The sequence below is a fragment of the Neisseria sicca genome, assembly GCF_014054945.1.
GTDB classification, from domain to species: domain Bacteria; phylum Pseudomonadota; class Gammaproteobacteria; order Burkholderiales; family Neisseriaceae; genus Neisseria; species Neisseria sicca.
This window is the reverse complement of record NZ_CP059566.1, coordinates 1,883,547-1,900,684: the sequence shown is the minus strand read 5'-3', so window position 1 is coordinate 1,900,684 and position 17,138 is coordinate 1,883,547. Positions and strand designations below refer to the sequence as shown.

Sequence of the window (17,138 nt, the reverse complement as noted above, 5' to 3'; positions counted from 1 at the left end):
AGGGAACAGAATATGGCTAATTTAGTAAAAACTTTCTTGCTCGGCGAACTCGTCAAAGGCATGGGCGTAACGCTCAAGAACTTTTTCGCCCGCAAAGACACGATTTATTTCCCCGAAGAGAAAACGCCGCAATCCGTGCGTTTCCGCGGTCTGCACGCGCAGCGGCGGTATCCGAACGGTGAGGAACGTTGCATTGCATGTAAATTGTGCGAGGCGGTGTGTCCGGCAATGGCGATCAACATCGAATCGGAAGAACGCGAAGACGGCACGCGCCGCACCAAGCGTTACGACATTGACCTGACCAAGTGCATCTTCTGCGGCTTCTGCGAAGAGGCCTGTCCGACCGATGCGATTGTGGAAACGCATATTTTTGAATACCACGGCGAGAAAAAAGGCGACTTGCACATGACCAAGCCGATCCTCTTGGCAATCGGCGACAAATACGAAGCCGAAATCGCCAAGCGCAAAGCCGCCGACGCGCCGTACCGCTAAGGAGCAGACGAATGACTTTTTCCGCGATTCTGTTCTATATCCTTGCCGCCATCGTCCTATACGGTGCGCTGCGTACCGTTACCGCGAAAAACCCTGTCCATGCCGCTTTGCATCTGGTGCTGACCTTCTGCGTGAGCGCGATGATTTGGATGCTGATGCAGGCGGAGTTTTTGGGCGTTACGCTGGTGGTCGTGTATGTCGGCGCAGTGATGGTGCTGTTCCTGTTCGTCGTGATGATGCTGAATATCGACATCGAGGAAATGCGCGCCGGTTTCTGGCGTCATGCGCCTGTTGCCGGTGTGGTCGGTACGCTGTTGGCGGTTGCGCTGATTCTGATTCTGGTCAACCCGAAAACTGACCTTGCCGCGTTCGGCTTGATGAAGGACGTTCCCGCCGACTACAACAACATCCGCGATTTGGGCAGCCGTATTTATACCGAATACCTGTTGCCGTTTGAGCTGGCGGCAGTATTGCTGCTGTTGGGTATGGTGGCGGCGATTGCGCTGGTTCACCGCAAAACCACCAATCCGAAACGTATGGATCCTGCCGACCAAGTTAAAGTGCGCGCCGACCAAGGCCGTATGCGCTTGGTGAAAATGGAAGCCGTGAAACCGCAAACCGAATCTGCGGAAGAAAACGAAGTTTCAGACGACCTCAAGCCGAAAGAGGAGGGCAAAGCATGATTACCTTGACGCATTATTTGGTATTGGGCGCGCTCCTGTTCGGTATCAGCGCGATGGGCATCTTTATGAATCGTAAAAATGTGCTGGTCTTGCTGATGTCTATCGAGCTGATGCTCTTGGCGGTGAACTTCAACTTTATCGCCTTCTCGCAGCATCTGGGCGATACCGCCGGACAGATTTTCGTATTCTTCGTATTAACCGTCGCTGCTGCCGAATCCGCCATCGGTTTGGCAATTATGGTGCTGGTGTACCGTAACAGAAAAACGATTAATGTTGCCGATTTGGACGAGTTGAAAGGGTAGGGAGACAGGGGTCGTCTGAAAATGCAGATCCTCTTCCCAATATGTTTACAAGTGTATGGTCGCCAACCAATATAAAAAATGAGAAATATATCGAATTATGCCAAGCTAGGCTTATTAGCTTTTTTGATCGCTTGCTCTTCTAGCATTGCGCTGGCTAAAAGCAGCCGTCCGGCAGGGTTATATCTAAATCCGTTTTTGGGGCCTCCTGGAAGCAAAATAAACCATGTGACTGTTGCCTTATTTCCAAATCGTCAATATTGCATGCAGAGAGAGGGTGAGTCTGGAAAGGTACGACGTGGTACTTACCGACTGGTCAAACAAAAAATATATTTGGATAACGGCATGAAGTTGGCTAAATATAAAGACGATTTTGGCGACCCGAGTCGTGAGTTTTATAGCCTTACACAAAATGGTAAAGAGATAGATATGTTGCTTTATGCTGATGACCAGTTTTTCATTAAAAGAGAGGGTGTTAGCCCAAAAAAATTTTGGCGTTCTCTGAAAATAGAAGTATGTAACGATTACCGTTAGACAAAAACCGTTAGACAAAAACTGATGGTCAATCTGGAAGAATAGAGGTCGTCTGAAAAGCGATTTCAGACCGTTTCAGACGACCTGATGCGGTAGGTTGGGCTAACCCCGACGAAAAAATAACATAACCAATTAAAGCCCGTTGTCTTGAAGGACAGCTTTATCAGATTTGAGTATTTAGCGTGCAGTATGGGTTGAAAACCCATTAATAAAGATACGAAGACAGCTTGAAAGTATTGAATTGGCAAGCCAATCTAAAAAACTTTCGGGCAGTCTGAAGTTTAGAAAACTCCTAAAATCAAAAAGGTTCATCCAAAATGAACGACATGACTTTATATCTCATCATTGCCCTCGTGCCTTTGGCAGGCTCGCTGATTGCGGGTTTGTTCGGCAATAAAATCGGACGTGCCGGCGCGCATACGGTTACGATACTCGGCGTGGCGGTGTCCGCCGTACTGTCGGCTTATGTGCTGTGGGGCTTTATCGACGGCAGCCGCGCCAAGTTTGACGAGAATGTCTATACCTGGCTGACGATGGGCGGTTTGGATTTTTCCGTCGGCTTCTTGGTCGATACGATGACGGCGATGATGATGGTCGTGGTAACGGGCGTGTCGTTGATGGTGCATATCTACACCATCGGCTATATGCACGATGAAAAAGTCGGCTACCAACGCTTCTTCAGCTATATTTCTTTGTTTACATTCAGCATGTTGATGCTGATTATGAGCAACAACTTCATCCAGCTCTTCTTCGGTTGGGAAGCGGTGGGCTTGGTATCGTATCTCTTGATCGGTTTCTATTTCAAACGTCCGAGCGCGATTTTTGCTAACCTGAAAGCCTTTTTGATCAACCGTGTCGGCGACTTCGGCTTTTTGCTCGGTATCGGCTTGGTGCTTGCCTATTTCGGCGGCAGCCTGCGCTATCAGGACGTATTCGCCTATCTGCCCAACGTACAAAATGCCACCATCCAGCTTTTCCCCGGTGTGGAATGGTCTTTGATTACCGTAACTTGTCTGCTCTTGTTTGTCGGCGCGATGGGTAAATCGGCACAATTCCCGCTGCATGTCTGGCTGCCCGATTCGATGGAAGGCCCGACGCCGATTTCCGCATTGATTCACGCCGCGACGATGGTTACGGCGGGTCTGTTCATGGTGTCGCGTATGTCGCCGATTTATGAAATGAGCAGTACCGCGCTGTCGGTCATTATGGTTATCGGCGCGATTACCGCCCTGTTTATGGGCTTCTTAGGCGTGATTCAAAACGACATCAAGCGCGTGGTTGCGTATTCCACCCTGTCGCAACTGGGTTATATGACCGTGGCTCTGGGCGCGTCCGCTTATTCCGTGGCGATGTTTCACGTCATGACCCATGCCTTCTTTAAAGCCTTGCTGTTCTTGGCGGCGGGTAGCGCGATTATCGGTATGCACCACGACCAAGACATGCGCCACATGGGCAATCTGAAAAAATACATGCCGATTACTTGGCTGACCATGCTGATAGGTAACTTGTCGCTGATTGGTACGCCGTTCTTCTCCGGCTTCTACTCCAAAGATTCGATTATCGAAGCGGCGAAATACAGCACCCTGCCGGGCAGCGGCTTTGCCTATTTCGCCGTCCTCGCCAGCGTGTTCGTTACCGCGTTTTACGCGTTCCGCCAATACTTTATGGTGTTCCACGGCGAAGAAAAATGGCGCAGCCTGCCCGAACACCATTCAGACGACCATGGCGAAGAACATCACGGCTTGGGCAAAAACGACAATCCGCACGAAAGCCCGCTGGTCGTTACCCTGCCGCTGATTCTGCTTGCGATTCCGTCCGTCATCATCGGCTACATCGCCATCGAACCCATGCTCTACGGCGATTTCTTCAAAGACGTGATTTTCGTCAACGCCGACGCGCATCCGACCATGCACATCATGAAGGAAGAGTTCCACGGCGCATTGGCGATGGTGTCGCACAGCCTGCATTCGCCCGTCCTCTATCTCGCTATCGCAGGCGTATTGAGCGCATGGCTTTTATACGTCAAACTGCCGCACCTGCCCGCCAAAATCGCGCAGGCGTTCCGTCCGGTTTACGTTTTGTTTGAAAACAAATACTACCTCGACGCCCTGTATTTCAACGTCTTCGCCAAAGGCACGCGCGCATTGGGCAACTTCTTTTGGAAAGTCGGCGATACCGCCATTATCGACAACGGCATCGTCAACGGCTCCGCCAAACTGGTCGGCGCGATTGCCGCGCAGGTACGCAAAGCCCAAACTGGCTTTATCTACACCTACGCTGCCGCTATGGTGTTCGGCGTATTGGTTCTGCTCGGCATGACCTTCTGGGGCTTGTTCAGATAAAGGCAGAGTTTCAGACGACCTGTCCGTAGTCGGTTTAGAGGTCGTCTGAAAAAGAACCATTCGAGTTGTAGGTCGGATACTTGTATCCGATACGAAAAAGAAAATAGTACAGCGTGTCGGATTCGAGAATCCGACTTACGGCATATCGGGATTGTGCAGGTAAGGATGAGATTTTCAGACGACGTTTAGGTCGTCTGAAAAAGGAAACACGAGAAACAATGGTTGAAGACAAATTACCGCAAACCCTAGACGAAGTCCGCGAAGCCATCGACGGTTTGGACAAGGAATTAATAGAATTGCTCGCCCGCCGGCAGAAGCTGGTACGGCAGGCAGGCCGTCTGAAACCTAAAAACGATGTGCAGGCGGTTTCCGCGCCCGAACGGGTGGCTCAAGTGATTGCCTCGCGCCGTGCCTACGCCGAAAAGGCCGGTTTGTCGCCCGAAGTAGCCGAAGCAGTTTGGCGCAGCATGATTGATGCGTTCATTAAACTGGAGATGGAAACCAACCGTACCGACGGGGCGTAGCCAACATTTCGGTCATAATTGATTTACTTGGATAGATACGGAATTTGCCGACTGCCGTCATTCCCGCGCAGGCGGGAATCCAGACCCATCGGCTCATAAACCTGTCAAGGAAAAAGGTTTCCTAAAATCTACGTTCTGGATTCCCGCCTGCGCGGGAATGACGGGATTTAAGAAACAGTTGTATCGACAGGTTTATCTAGATACAGAATCAAAGAGGCGAGAAAATGCCCGATACGCACACCATCCGCTCCGCCGAATTTACCGCTCCCCGAGCGTGGGGCGCACTCGACATCGCCAATATGAACGGCACTACCGTGCGCCTGCACTGGACGGACCAGCCCTACAAATGGCACGTCAACGACGGTGAGGAAGTGTTTGCCGTGATGGACGGCGAAGTCGATATGCACTACCGAGAAAACGGCGAAGAACACATCGTTCGGTTGAAAAGCGGCGACATCTTCTACGCAGGAATCGGCACGGAACACGTCGCCCATCCGTGCGGCGAAGCGCGGATTTTGGTGATCGAGAAAGAAGGCAGTGTTTGAGGTCGTCTGAAAAGAGGGTTTCAGGCTGCAATGGAATTGTAGGTTGGAGTAAGAAGAGATGACGCAGTTGTTTTTACATTCAGATACATCAAATGATAAGGAACTGATTTCAATATATGAGAAAGCTGTTTCAGAGGCAGTAGAGCTGTATATTTTCTCTGCGTATCTCACTCATTGGGATGTAAAAAATAAGCTCAATAGCAAATTGCAAGAGTTTAAATTTATTTTTGGACAAGATTTCGGATTGTCTAAAAAAGAGGCTATTCGGAAAGTGTTGAAATGGCTTCCGTCCCATTTGAAATTCACATTGATGGTAGCTCAAGGCATTCAGGGTTTTCATCCTAAAGCTGTATTTTGGAAGAATGATAAGAATGAATATTATGCTTTAATCGGTTCTTCAAATTTGACTCATGCTGCGTTTAATAGCAATTATGAAGCAAATATTTTGACTAAAATTTCTGAGCAGGATTTTATAAAAGTCAAATCTTGGGCTGATGAAATTGCGATGAAATCTATCCCAGTATCGGAAGATTGGCTTAAGGGATATAAAGAAGCTGAAGTTAGCTATAAGAAATCAGCTTCTAGTAGATCAGCAATAGACGGATTATCTTTGAAAATACCACCTTATAATCAAGAATTGATTAAAGCACGGAGAATACAGATGAAAAATCATCAAACTGTGCGTGAAAAATTAAAAAATCTTATTAATCAATGTGCTAGTGGAGAGATAGGAAATGATGATTTTTATGTGGAATTTAATAAATTATGGTTCTGGGAGAATGAGAATAAAGGTAAAGGGATAGGTAATCGTTTTCAAGATAAAACATGGACGAGGAAGGGTAAGTCTTCAGATTTTCGAAAATTATGTTGCGCTATCCAAGCAGTTTTTGATGCACCATCTGCTGATAAAGATAGTGTTGTTGCCAAACAAATTGATTGGCTAAAAGAATGTGGAGTTTCTACTCGTCGTTCGGTTTTTTCTGAAATGCTTTGCCAAGAGTATCCTGATAAATATCCATTACTCAATGACCCCGTAGAAAAATTTTTAAGAGACAAAGACAACAAGTTTCGTTCGGCGCATGGAGCAAGTGAAGGTTCCAAATATATTGATTTGAGTATGAAGTTAAGAGCTGTATTGGTCAAACAATCAAAAATTAAAAATTTGGCTGAATTAGATGTTTTAATCCAAGACAAGTATCGGAAATAATCCTTGATTGGATGAAGTTAAGGTGGAGGAGGGATAGGTTGGATCTAGAACCAACCTACCTGCTGGATTCCTGCCTACACGGGAATGACGGCAGATGTACGTTTTTTTTATTGATCCCGCCATACACAAAATACACATAACCTTTTTCAGACGACCTCTTAAAACGTCGTCTGAAAAACCAACCCATACAACTATATTTTTATTTTAACCACAGGTTAACCACTATGTTTTCCAACTACCTACTCAGCTTGGCAATATGGATACCCATCGCTGCGGGCGTGCTGGTTTTGGCGACGGGGCCGGACAGCCGTGCGCCGCTTGCCCGCGTGCTCGCTTTAATCGGTGCGCTTGCCGGTTTCTTGGTAACGCTGCCCTTGTTTACGGGTTTCGACCGTTTGAGCGGCGGCTATCAATTTACCGAGTTCCACGAGTGGATTCCGCTTTTGCGAATCAACTACTCGCTGGGTGTGGACGGTATTTCGGTGCTGTTTGTCATTCTGAACGCGTTTATCACGCTGATGGTGGTGCTGGCGGGTTGGGAAGTGATTCAGAAACGTCCGGCGCAGTATATGGCGGCGTTTTTAATCATGTCGGGCCTGATCAACGGCGCGTTTTCAGCGCGGGATGCCCTGCTGTTTTATGTGTTCTTCGAGGGTATGCTGATTCCGCTGTACCTGATTATCGGTGTGTGGGGCGGTCCGCGCCGCGTATATGCGTCGGTGAAGCTGTTTCTCTATACGCTGATGGGTTCGTTGCTGATGCTGGTGGCGATTGTGTACCTGTCTTACCAGGCGGGCGGCTTTTCGATTGAGGATTTCCAAAACATCAAACAGATTCCGCTGGGCGTGCAACAGCTTTTGTTTGTGGCGTTCTTCCTGTCGTTTGCGGTGAAAGTGCCGATGTTCCCCGTGCATACTTGGCTGCCGGATGCCCACGTTGAGGCGCCGACCGGCGGTTCGATGGTGTTGGCGGCGATTACGCTGAAATTGGGCGCATACGGCTTTTTGCGCTTCATCCTGCCGATTCTGCCCGACGCGTCGCGCTATTTCGCGCCGGTCATCATCGTGTTGAGCCTGATTGCGGTGGTGTATATCGGCATGGTTGCGCTGGTGCAAACCGATATGAAAAAACTGGTGGCGTATTCGTCCATCAGCCATATGGGTTTCGTTACCTTGGGGATGTTCTTGTTCATTAACGGGCAGTTGAACGACTGGGCGTTGAAAGGCGCGGTTATCCAGATGATTTCACATGGTTTCGTGTCGGCGGCGATGTTTATGTGCATCGGCGTGATGTACGACCGCCTGCACACGCGCAATATTGCCGATTACGGCGGCGTGGTGAACGTGATGCCCAAGTTTGCGGCGTTTATGATGCTGTTTGCGATGGCAAACGCGGGTCTGCCGGCGACTTCGGGCTTCGTGGGCGAGTTTATGGTGATTATGGGCGCGGTCAAAGTGAATTTCTGGGTGGGCGCGCTGGCGGCGCTGACGCTGATTTACGGTGCGTCTTACACGCTGTGGATGTATAAGCGCGTGATTTTCGGCGCGGTCGGCAATCCGCACGTTGCCGATATGAAAGACATCAACTGCCGCGAATTTGCGATTCTGGCGATTTTGGCGGTTGCGGTATTGGGTATGGGCCTGTATCCGCAGGCGTTTATCGAAGTGGTGCATCAGGCGGCAAACGATTTGATTGCCCATGTGGCGCAAAGCAAGATTTGAGGTGTGCGAATGAACTTGATTGATTTGAACTTAATGCCTGCCATGCCCGAAATCGTGCTGTTTGCGCTGCTGATTGCCGTATTGCTGGCAGATTTGTGGATTAGCGATAAAAACCGCTATCTGACCCATCTGATGAGCTTGGGAACCGTTATTATCGTAGCGGTTACGCAGCTGGCGGTGTGGGAGCAGGGCAGTACGCTGGCGTTTCACGGGATGTATATCGCCGACGGTATGTCTCGCCTGTCCAAGCTGGTGCTGTACGGGCTGACCTTCGGGCTGTTTATTTACAGCAAACCGTACAATCAGGCGCGCGGTATTTTTAAAGGCGAGTTTTATACTTTGTCGCTGTTTGCCCTGTTAGGCATGAGCGTGATGGTGAGCGCGGCGCATTTCCTGACCGCCTACATCGGTTTGGAACTTTTGTCGCTGTCGCTTTACGCCATGATTGCCCTGCGCCGCGATTCCGGTCGTTCCGCCGAAGCCGCGCTCAAATATTTCGTCTTGGGCGCGCTGGCTTCCGGCCTGCTGCTCTACGGCATTTCGATGGTGTACGGCGCGACGGGTTCGCTGGAGTTTGCCACTGTTTTGGCGTCGTCTTATAGCGAGCTTGCCAACGAATGGCTGTTGAAACTGGGGCTGGTGTTTATCGTTGTGGCGGTAGCGTTCAAACTGGGCGCGGTGCCGTTTCATATGTGGGTGCCCGACGTGTACCACGGCGCACCGACATCCGTCGCCGCGTTTGTCGGTACGGCGCCGAAAATCGCCGCTGTGATGTTTGCCTTCCGTATTTTGCTGACCGGTTTTGGCGAAGTGCATCAATACTGGGCGCCTATGTTTGCCGTCCTTGCCGTTGCGTCGCTTGTGGTCGGTAATCTTGCCGCGATTATGCAGACCAATATCAAACGGATGCTTGCCTATTCGACTGTGTCGCACATGGGCTTTATCCTGCTGGCGTTTATGGCAGGCTCAATCGGCTCTACTGCGGGTCTGTATTACGCCATTACTTACGCTTTGATGGCGGCTGCGGGCTTCGGCATATTGATGGTATTGTCCAACGACAATATCGAGTGTGAAGAAATCAAAGATTTGGCAGGCTTGAACCAACGTCATGCTTGGTTTGCCTTACTGATGCTGCTGGTCATGTTCTCTATGGCAGGTATTCCGCCGCTGATGGGCTTCTACGCCAAATTCGGCGTCATCATGGTGTTGCTGAAATTCCATTACGTTTGGTTGTCGGTCTTCGCGGTCGTTATGTCCTTAATCGGCGCGTTCTACTACCTGCGTGTGGTTAAAGTCATGTATTTCGACGAACCCACTCATGACCAACCCATCGGCAGCAACTATGCCGCCAAATTCTTCCTAAGCGTCAACGCGTTCTTGTTGGTTTTGTGGGGCGTTATGCCGCAAACGATGATTGACTGGTGCGCAAAGGCTTTGGAAAACACTTTGTAAGGCGATAAACCGAAACGGCAGCCGTGTCAGAGGCTGCCGTTTTTGTTAAGATACGCAGCCCAAGATTGTTTTTTCAGACGACCCTTTGAATCAAAGAGGTCGTCTGAAAACAGAAAGACACATACATCATGACCGCATCCATGTACATCCTTTTGGTATTGGCACTCATCTTCGCCAATGCCCCCTTCGTTACCACCAAATTTTTCGGCGTGTTTCCGCTCAAGCGCAAACATTTCGGGCATCACCTCGTCGAATTGGCGGCAGGCTTCATATGGACCGCCGTCCTCGCCTACATCCTCGAATCCCGTGCCGGCGCGGTACAGCATCAAGACTGGGAGTTTTACGCTACTGTAATCTGCCTTTACCTGATATTTGCCTTCCCCTGCTTCGTGTGGCGTTATTTCTGGCACGCGCGCAACCGCGAATAAGTTTTTCAGACGACCTCAGCGTTATAGTGGATTAACTTTAAATCAGGACAAGGCGACGAAGCCGCAGACAGTACAGATAGTATGGAACCGATTCACTTGGTGCTTCAGCACCTTAGAGAATCGTTCTCTTTGAGCTAAGGCGAGGCAACGCCGTACTGGTTTAAAGTTAATCCACTATATTTTTACCCTAAGCCTTTGTTGTCTTATCTGAATTTTGGTCAATATGCGGTTGATCGTGTTTGTTTTAAAACAGTTTTTTGGAATCCAGCAACAAGGTGACAGGACCGTCGTTGCAGAGTGAAACCTGCATATGGGTTTGGAAGCGGCCGGTTTCTACCGTCAGACCGTGGGCGCGCAATAATTCGGCGGTGCGTTGATACAGGGATTCTGCCTGCCGGGCAGGGGCGGCTGCGGAAAAAGAGGGGCGGCGACCGCTGCGCGCATCGGCGTAGAGAGTGAACTGTGAAACGAGCAAGACTGAGCCGCCCGTGTCTTTAAGCGACAGATTCAATTTTCCGGCTTCATCTTCAAAAATGCGCAAATTGGCTATTTTGTCGGCGATATAGGAGGCATCGGCCTCGTTGTCATCGTGTGTAATGCCTAAAAGAATCAAAAAGCCGTGACTGATTTTGCCGCTGGTTTCACGGTGTCTTTCGCTCAGGACGTCAACTTGGGCATGACTTACTTTTTGAATAACGGCGCGCATGGGGTTTCCTCGGATAGGGGTAGTGCAGCAAGGTGGATGATTTCGCTGACTGATGTTGATTTGTCTGGTGGAGGTCGTCTGAAAACGATTGGCTCTAGTCTAACAGAGTATTTCTGTTGGTCTAGAGCCATTTGTTTTATAGTGGATTAACTTTAAACCAGTACGGCGTTGCCTCGCCTTGTCCTGATTTAAATTTAATTTACTATATAAGTTTGGATTTTATAGCGGGATGCCGTCAGGTTTAACGGCTTGCTTCTTTTTGCCATTTTGCCAACAGGGGGCGCAAGGCATCGGGATTTCCGTAACAGCCGCTGATGGCTGCCTGCAACCAGCGGCAGGCGGTAGGGATATGGCTGGAGACGCCTTGCCCGTGGTAATAGAGTCGTGCCAGATAGTATTGTGCTTCGGTGTGGCCTTGTTCCGCCGCGATTTCAAACCAGTGGGCGGCAGATTGGAAATCGGCTTCGACGCCTTGTCCGTAATAATACAATTTGCCCAAAGCGGCAGCGGCATTTTTGTGATGGAATTCGGCGGCTTCCAGATAAAGTTTTCTGGCGCGGTCGTAATCCACTGCCGTCCCTATGCCGTAATGGCATGCTTCGGCATTGCGGAAGGTTTGTTCCGTTTTTTGGAAAAACAGGGCGGCTTCTCTGATTTGTTCGTACTGTTGGGGATTGTGCAGCGCGGCATCACTGAGCAGCTTTTGGATGGCGGTGGCGCAGCCGAGTGTTGCAGCACGGTGGTAATAGTCGTGCGCTGCGTGCGGGTCGGCTTTGACGCCGAGTCCGTAGCGGTAGAGGTCGCCCATAATGCGCAAGGCCTCCGGATGGCGTCGGTCTGCGGCGAAACGGGTGTGGCGCATGGCTTGGAGCGGATCGCGTCCGGTCAGTTTGCCTGTCAGGCTGTGCTGCGCCAAAGCGGCGGCGGCGTCCCCGCTGCCTTTTGCGGCGGCTTTCCGATACCAGGTCATGGATTCCGCCTGATTTTGCGCGGCAAGCAAGTCACCCAACATAACTTGTGCAGCGATAAACCCAGCTTCCGCTGCCTGCCGTAAATGGATTTCGGCTTGGGCTGGGTCGGCTTTCATGCCGATACCGCGGTAGTACATTTTTCCCAGTTGCCAATGTGCAGGGGCAAATCCTTGTTCCGCCGCTTGTCGGTACAACTTGAATGCGCTTTCAAAATCAGGCTTCAGGCTGTGGCGGTAGGCAAGGCAGTATTGGGCTTCGGCGGAGTTTTGCGCTGAGGCAAGCTGCGCCCAGTGGTACATTTGGGGTTCGTTGCGCTCTTGGTAAAAGCGCATCAGGACGTGCTGCGCTTCCGGCATTCCTGCTTCGGCCAGGCGGGTATAGGCAGATAAGTGGTGTTCGGTCGGGATGCCTTGCTGCTCGCTGTTTTGCAATAGCGAGAATTCTTCTTCAGGTGTCAGTTCGACAGGTTTGGGTTGCGGCTTGGGTGCTGTTGCCAGGCGTGTCAGACCGGAGACGTAGGTGATTTTGTTGACTTGATAGGCAGTACCGGCGTACCGATTGCCTGCTGCCTGTTGGGGCAGCAGTGCAGGGCTGACTGTGTCAGCGGTCATTCTGTTTGCCGGCTTGACAGAGAGCGTACGGGAAGAGTCGGGTACTGCAGTCATAAGATGAAATGGGAAAAGGGACTAGGTTGGTTATTATACTGTTTTCTGTAATTTATTGTTAATGATATGACGAGAATATCGGTAGTTATTTGCAATGGCGGTAAATGGAATAAATACAGTTAGTTATATTTTCTCTTAATATTGTGCGGTATGGAAGTTCAATAGAGGCATGGTGGTTTGGATGTGTTGAGAATTTTAAATATAAACAATAAGATAAATTCTTATCGGATCGAGTGGCAACCGGTTGCAGGCGGCGATGGGCAGAGGGTACGGTCGGTTTAGCGTGGATTGGCAGGCTGTGTCAGTTTCAATGGATTGTAAAGGAAACAGGAGGCTGTCTTTTGTTTACAACAATCTGAAGATTGAAGGGATGGGGTATTGTACAGTGAATCTAGGGGGCGAACTTTAAATCGGTACGCCGTTATCTTGCTTAAACTCAAATAAGATGATTTTTATCGAGTTTGTTGAAAGGCATGACAAAAGGTCGTCTGAAACTTGATTTTTCCGTTTCAGACGACCTTTTTGGCAGTAAACAGCTGGTTTCCGGCTTAAGCTTTGTTTTCCGGCGCTTCTTTTTTAACCGGTTTCTTGCCATCCTGCGGAGAATGGTAGGCGTAGTAGTCATACATACTGTTGGCTTCGCGCTTCATGCCGTTCAGGATGACGCCTTTGATATTGATCTTGTTCTGACGCAGACGGTCGGCACTGATTTCAAGCTCTCTGGTGGTGGTGTTGCCGTAGCGGCTGACCAGCAGAACCGTACCTGCCAGTTGTCCGACGATGGTTGCGTCGGTCACTGCGAGGACAGGCGGGGTGTCGATAATCACGTAGTCGTAACGTTTTTGGGCGTTTGCCAGCAATTCTGTGAAGCGGCTGTCCATCAGCAGCTCGGACGGATTTTTAGGATAACCGCCGTTGCTGATGAGGTGCAGGTTTTCAATCCGCGTTTCACAGACGGCTTTGGCAGGGGAGACATGGCCGGAAAGGATGTCTGCCAAGCCGTATTCGGGCGTCAGTTTGAACAGTTGGTCCAAATAGCCTTTACGCATATCGGTATCGATCAGCAATACGCGTTTGCCTGATTGTGCCATTACGGTGGCGAGGTTGGCGGAAATAAAGGATTTGCCCGCTTCCGGCGCCGCACCGGTAATCATGAGGACATTGTTGCGCGCATCCAGCATGGAGAAGTAGATGTTGGTACGAAGGGCGCGGATGGCTTCGACGGCGACGTCGGAGGCGTCCTCGTTTGCCAGCAGATAATTGGAGCGGCCGGTCAGGGATTTGAATTTGCGTTTCAACAGGTCGCGTTTTTGCTGGGTTTTGGAGTAGGGTACGAGGGCGGCGACTTCGAGATTGAGGTTTTCAATCTCTTCAGACGACGTGATGCCTCGGCGCATACGGCCTTGCAGCATGACCCACATGGAGGCGAGCGCGCCTGCGGCAAGCGCGCTTAATGCGGTAATGACGGCTTTGCGCGGGGCGATCGGTTGTTCCGGCGTGTAGGCATGGTCAACGACGCGGACATTGCCTTGCGCGCTGGCTTTCATGATGTTGAGTTCTTGTTGTTTCGCCAAGAGTTGGACGTAGGTCGCTTGGTTGGTTTCTACGTCGCGGGTCAGGCGGATGACTTCCTGTTGGGTGTTGGGCAGGCCGGCGATTTGCTGGTTGATTTTGCTCTTGGCGCGTTCGAGTACCGCCAGTTTGTCCAAAACGGCTTTATAGGAAGGGTGTTCCGGAGTGTACAGTTCCGCCAAGCCTGCTTCTTCGGTTTTGAGCAGGGTGATTTGTGTTTCGATGCTGGTCAGGCTTTCAAGCGCGCCTTTGGACTCAAGCGGAATGTCGAGCGAACCGGCGCGTTCGCGGTAAGCATTGAGTTTGTTTTCTGCTTCTTGCAGGGTTTCTTTCAGACGAGGCAATTCTTCGCTGATGAACGCCAAGCCGCTGGAGGCGACTTGAATGTCGCGTTCGCGGTTTTGCGCGACGTAGTTGTCGGCGATGCTGTTGAGGACGGCGCTGGTTTTTTTCGGATCAACATCGGTGTAGGCAAGGTTGATGATGGGGCTGGTTTTGCCTTTGCTGATGACCGAGAGTTGGTTTTTGATGTTTTCGATGGCGCTGAGCTTGGAAAACTTGGTCAACTCGAAATCCTGATCTGTTTCGGCAAGGATTTGGTCGACTTTCAGAACGGTTTCGTTATTGATTTTCAGCGGAGTGCCGACGCGGCCTTCTTTGGCTGTACCGTTCGGGAGCGTCAGGATATAGTTTTTGCTGTCTTTGACGGTCAGTTTGAAGGGTTTGTTGATCCATTCTTCGGAAACGGTAAATGTACCGATTTTCAAAATCGGATCGTCGTTGCCGCTGAGGTTGTGAATCATGTTGCCGAAAACCGGGAAGTAGGTGGCTTTGACTTCTTGGTCAAGCTGAAGCTCATCAACGGTTTTACCTATAACCATGCGTGATTGGACCAATTCGATTTCGGCTTCGGAAGGCGCCGGCTCGTTGGAAAGCATGTTGTTGATTTCGGTCAGAATCTGGTTTTGTTTGGTTTCGATTTCCAACATGGCGTCGGCGCGGTAGACAGGCGTGGACGCAAAGCTGAAAACGGCACCGAGCAAGCCGCCCGCAATCAGTGCGGTGGCGATTTTGGATTTGTGCAGCCACAGATTGTGCAGTTGTTGGCCGAAATCGATTTCGTCGTTGTTGGAGGATGCTGATGACGGATATTGTTTATACATCAGTAGGCTTTCTGTTTGGATTTAATTGATTGAATCCGGCGTAAGTGAGTGTTATGCCGGGGTTGGTCCGTTCAATTTTTCAGCCCAAGTCTCGGCTGCGCTTTGTATTTGTTGGAATACGGCTTCAAACATTTCGCTGCTTTGTTTGAACGGGTCGGGTATGTTTTTCTTGGGCAGCCATTGGGCGAGCAGGATGGTTTTCCCGCGCGCGGAAGGCAGGATGTCGGCAACCATATCGATATGGGCCGGCTCCATCACCAAAATCAGGTCTGCTGCATTGCACATTTCAGGAGTCAGTTGGCGGGCGGTGTGTCCGGCAACGACTACGCCGTGTTTAAGGGCGGTTTTAATGGCTTGGAAGTCGGCATCTTTTCCCGCCAATGCGTTGATGCCGGCCGAACTGACACGGTGTCCGGGCAGCTTTTTCTGCAAGATGCGCTCCGCTATCGGGGAGCGGCAGATATTTCCCATGCATACTACTAAAATATTTTGAAACATAAGAGAAGCGGTATTTTTTTCTTGTATAGGGTCAAATCATGATAAAACGGTTTGAGGTCGGATATTTGGTCGGTCTGAAAGGGTTTTGTTTATATGTCGTCAGACGATAAATAACCGGCCTGCCGTTTTGCCTGACAGCAGGTGCTGTCAGGCGCCGTCAGGTTATTTGAACGTGTTGTCGATAGCGTTGACGTTGCTGACGAAGCTGGTCAATTGCGACACTACGCGGTTCCAACGGGTAACTGGGGCGGCAGTCACATAAACAACGTCGTTCGGACGCAGGTCGAAGTCGCTGCCCAAGGCGTAAGCGGTCGCGTCTTTCAGGTTAAGTTGGTAAATGTGGATAGGCTTGGCCGCATCTTCGGGCGCACGGCGGATGACGAAGACGCCGGTTGCGTCTGCCAAGGCTTGGTTCATGCCGCCGGTTTCACCCAAGGCTTGAGTGAGGTTCAGGCCGTGGTTGCCGATAGGCAGGGTGGCTTGGCGGCCGACTTCGCCCATAACGTACACTTTGCTGTTGCTGTTGTTCGGAACGTAAACGATGTCGCCGTTGCTTAAGAGGTGGTTTTGCGACATATCGCCGTACTGCATGATGTTTTGCAGGGAGATGGTGCGGTCAACGCCGTTGTGCGTCCATTTGATGTTGTGGGTGTCGGCATTTTGCGCCACGCCGCCCGCTTGGTTGACGGCATCGAGGATGGTCATGGGGACGTTGGTAATCGGCAGTTGTCCTGCTTGTCCGACGGCGCCGGAAACGGATACGCGTTGCGAGCGGAATTCGGTTACGTTGATGGCGACTTGGGGATTTTTAAGATAGCGTTTCAGACGACCTGTCAGGATGTTTTGCAGCTCGTCTATGGTTTTGCCTTGCGCTTGGATTTTGCCGACCAGTGGATAGGTGATGTAGCCGCCTTCGTCCACCCATGCGCCACGGCTGACTTGGTTGGTTTGCGGGTTGCTTTGTTGTACGGGCGAATTGAGGTCAGTGTGCGCCCAGACCATGATGTTCAATACGTCGCCTTTACCGATGTGGTAGCGGTAGGCGGCTTTGCTGCGCTCAAGTGCACCGTTGTTTTGTGACAACACTGGCGGTTTGCGCATTTTTTCAACGAGGCCGAAGGTAATCGGATAGATGGCGACGCGCTTGTCGAATTTGGTATCTGCTACGGTTTCGCCGTTTTCGTAAACGATGGTTTTGTTGCGTGTGTTGATGGTGGAGCCGGGAATGACGGTGCTGCTGTTGCAGGCGGTCAGTGCCATCAGGGACAGGCTGATGAGGGCAAGCTGTTTTTTCATGTCGGTATCCTTGTCAGTCTTATCGGGGTCGTCTGAAAAC

Annotated in this window: 16 protein-coding genes; 11 read left to right on the top strand and 5 right to left on the bottom strand. The window is 50.6% G+C overall.

The features are described 5' to 3' along the window. Positions 1–12 precede the first annotated feature (12 nt). The 11 genes from nuoI to H3L95_RS09080 all read left to right on the top strand — a co-directional run bounded on the left by nuoI (position 13) and on the right by H3L95_RS09080 (position 10,227). Positions 13–492, top strand: coding sequence for an NADH-quinone oxidoreductase subunit NuoI (nuoI, locus tag H3L95_RS09130; protein WP_002216341.1), 480 nt, complete (start codon positions 13–15; stop codon positions 490–492). A gap of 11 nt (positions 493–503) precedes the next feature. Continuing rightward, the gene (locus H3L95_RS09125; protein ID WP_003759426.1) at positions 504–1,175 is read left to right on the top strand and encodes an NADH-quinone oxidoreductase subunit J; all 672 of its coding nucleotides are present in this window, start codon (positions 504–506) and stop codon (positions 1,173–1,175) included. After that, a complete protein-coding gene (gene nuoK, locus H3L95_RS09120; RefSeq protein ID WP_003759427.1) occupies positions 1,172–1,477 on the top strand; it encodes an NADH-quinone oxidoreductase subunit NuoK in 306 nt (101 codons plus the stop codon). The genes H3L95_RS09125 and nuoK overlap by 4 nt, the downstream gene beginning before the upstream one ends. Positions 1,478–1,555: 78 nt before the next feature. Next, positions 1,556–2,008, top strand: coding sequence for a hypothetical protein (locus tag H3L95_RS09115; protein WP_128887934.1), 453 nt, complete (start codon positions 1,556–1,558; stop codon positions 2,006–2,008). 317 nt (positions 2,009–2,325) lie between these two features. After that, a complete protein-coding gene (gene nuoL / locus H3L95_RS09110) occupies positions 2,326–4,350 on the top strand; it encodes an NADH-quinone oxidoreductase subunit L (RefSeq protein WP_003759433.1) in 2,025 nt (674 codons plus the stop codon). A gap of 218 nt (positions 4,351–4,568) precedes the next feature. Continuing rightward, on the top strand, positions 4,569–4,874 hold the full coding sequence (locus H3L95_RS09105) for a chorismate mutase (RefSeq protein ID WP_003741955.1): 306 nt from the start codon (positions 4,569–4,571) through the stop codon (positions 4,872–4,874). A gap of 224 nt (positions 4,875–5,098) precedes the next feature. Further along, a complete protein-coding gene (locus H3L95_RS09100; protein WP_003759437.1) occupies positions 5,099–5,419 on the top strand; it encodes a cupin domain-containing protein in 321 nt (106 codons plus the stop codon). A 58-nt stretch (positions 5,420–5,477) separates the two neighbouring features. Further along, on the top strand, positions 5,478–6,626 hold the full coding sequence (locus H3L95_RS09095; RefSeq protein WP_182096140.1) for a phospholipase D family protein: 1,149 nt from the start codon (positions 5,478–5,480) through the stop codon (positions 6,624–6,626). Between the two features lie 224 nt (positions 6,627–6,850). After that, positions 6,851–8,347, top strand: a complete 1,497-nt coding sequence (locus tag H3L95_RS09090) for an NADH-quinone oxidoreductase subunit M (RefSeq protein ID WP_003759442.1) — start codon at positions 6,851–6,853, stop codon at positions 8,345–8,347. 9 nt (positions 8,348–8,356) lie between these two features. Further along, positions 8,357–9,799 (top strand): NADH-quinone oxidoreductase subunit NuoN, encoded by a 1,443-nt coding sequence (gene nuoN / locus H3L95_RS09085; protein ID WP_003759444.1) that lies wholly within the window; start codon positions 8,357–8,359, stop codon positions 9,797–9,799. Positions 9,800–9,927: 128 nt separating this feature from the next. Next, positions 9,928–10,227, top strand: a complete 300-nt coding sequence (locus tag H3L95_RS09080; RefSeq protein ID WP_040668715.1) for a DUF2818 family protein — start codon at positions 9,928–9,930, stop codon at positions 10,225–10,227. 244 nt (positions 10,228–10,471) lie between these two features. Here H3L95_RS09080 and dtd read toward each other — a convergent pair whose 3' ends face one another. The 5 genes from dtd to H3L95_RS09055 form a co-directional block, all read right to left on the bottom strand. Beyond that, entirely contained in the window at positions 10,472–10,933 is a 462-nt protein-coding gene (gene dtd, locus H3L95_RS09075; RefSeq protein ID WP_003759449.1) for a D-aminoacyl-tRNA deacylase, read from the bottom strand. 241 nt (positions 10,934–11,174) lie between these two features. After that, complete coding sequence (locus H3L95_RS09070; protein ID WP_046398811.1) at positions 11,175–12,569, bottom strand: tetratricopeptide repeat protein; 1,395 nt, start codon at positions 12,567–12,569, stop codon at positions 11,175–11,177. Between the two features lie 548 nt (positions 12,570–13,117). After that, positions 13,118–15,304: a polysaccharide biosynthesis tyrosine autokinase gene (locus H3L95_RS09065; RefSeq protein WP_003759453.1), complete on the bottom strand. Its 2,187-nt coding sequence runs from the start codon at positions 15,302–15,304 to the stop codon at positions 13,118–13,120. Positions 15,305–15,355: 51 nt separating this feature from the next. Beyond that, positions 15,356–15,802, bottom strand: coding sequence for an arsenate reductase/protein-tyrosine-phosphatase family protein (locus tag H3L95_RS09060; RefSeq protein WP_003759455.1), 447 nt, complete (start codon positions 15,800–15,802; stop codon positions 15,356–15,358). Between the two features lie 162 nt (positions 15,803–15,964). Then, positions 15,965–17,098 carry a polysaccharide export protein gene (locus H3L95_RS09055; protein ID WP_003759457.1) on the bottom strand — a complete coding sequence of 378 codons (1,134 nt, stop codon included), beginning with the start codon at positions 17,096–17,098 and terminating at the stop codon, positions 15,965–15,967. Positions 17,099–17,138 lie beyond the last annotated feature (40 nt).

What these genes read in the sequence shown, in the direction of transcription:
- H3L95_RS09080 (WP_040668715.1), top strand. Translation starts at nt 9,928, where the DNA reads ATGACCGCATCCATGTACATCCTTTTGGTATTGGCACTCATCTTCGCC.
- H3L95_RS09095 (WP_182096140.1), top strand. Translation starts at nt 5,478, where the DNA reads ATGACGCAGTTGTTTTTACATTCAGATACATCAAATGATAAGGAACTG.
- H3L95_RS09070 (WP_046398811.1), bottom strand. Translation starts at nt 12,569, where the DNA reads ATGACTGCAGTACCCGACTCTTCCCGTACGCTCTCTGTCAAGCCGGCA.
- nuoL (WP_003759433.1), top strand. Translation starts at nt 2,326, where the DNA reads ATGAACGACATGACTTTATATCTCATCATTGCCCTCGTGCCTTTGGCA.
- nuoN (WP_003759444.1), top strand. Translation starts at nt 8,357, where the DNA reads ATGAACTTGATTGATTTGAACTTAATGCCTGCCATGCCCGAAATCGTG.
- H3L95_RS09125 (WP_003759426.1), top strand. Translation starts at nt 504, where the DNA reads ATGACTTTTTCCGCGATTCTGTTCTATATCCTTGCCGCCATCGTCCTA.
- H3L95_RS09060 (WP_003759455.1), bottom strand. Translation starts at nt 15,802, where the DNA reads ATGTTTCAAAATATTTTAGTAGTATGCATGGGAAATATCTGCCGCTCC.
- dtd (WP_003759449.1), bottom strand. Translation starts at nt 10,933, where the DNA reads ATGCGCGCCGTTATTCAAAAAGTAAGTCATGCCCAAGTTGACGTCCTG.
- nuoK (WP_003759427.1), top strand. Translation starts at nt 1,172, where the DNA reads ATGATTACCTTGACGCATTATTTGGTATTGGGCGCGCTCCTGTTCGGT.
- H3L95_RS09090 (WP_003759442.1), top strand. Translation starts at nt 6,851, where the DNA reads ATGTTTTCCAACTACCTACTCAGCTTGGCAATATGGATACCCATCGCT.
- nuoI (WP_002216341.1), top strand. Translation starts at nt 13, where the DNA reads ATGGCTAATTTAGTAAAAACTTTCTTGCTCGGCGAACTCGTCAAAGGC.
- H3L95_RS09055 (WP_003759457.1), bottom strand. Translation starts at nt 17,098, where the DNA reads ATGAAAAAACAGCTTGCCCTCATCAGCCTGTCCCTGATGGCACTGACC.
- H3L95_RS09065 (WP_003759453.1), bottom strand. Translation starts at nt 15,304, where the DNA reads ATGTATAAACAATATCCGTCATCAGCATCCTCCAACAACGACGAAATC.
- H3L95_RS09100 (WP_003759437.1), top strand. Translation starts at nt 5,099, where the DNA reads ATGCCCGATACGCACACCATCCGCTCCGCCGAATTTACCGCTCCCCGA.
- H3L95_RS09115 (WP_128887934.1), top strand. Translation starts at nt 1,556, where the DNA reads ATGAGAAATATATCGAATTATGCCAAGCTAGGCTTATTAGCTTTTTTG.
- H3L95_RS09105 (WP_003741955.1), top strand. Translation starts at nt 4,569, where the DNA reads ATGGTTGAAGACAAATTACCGCAAACCCTAGACGAAGTCCGCGAAGCC.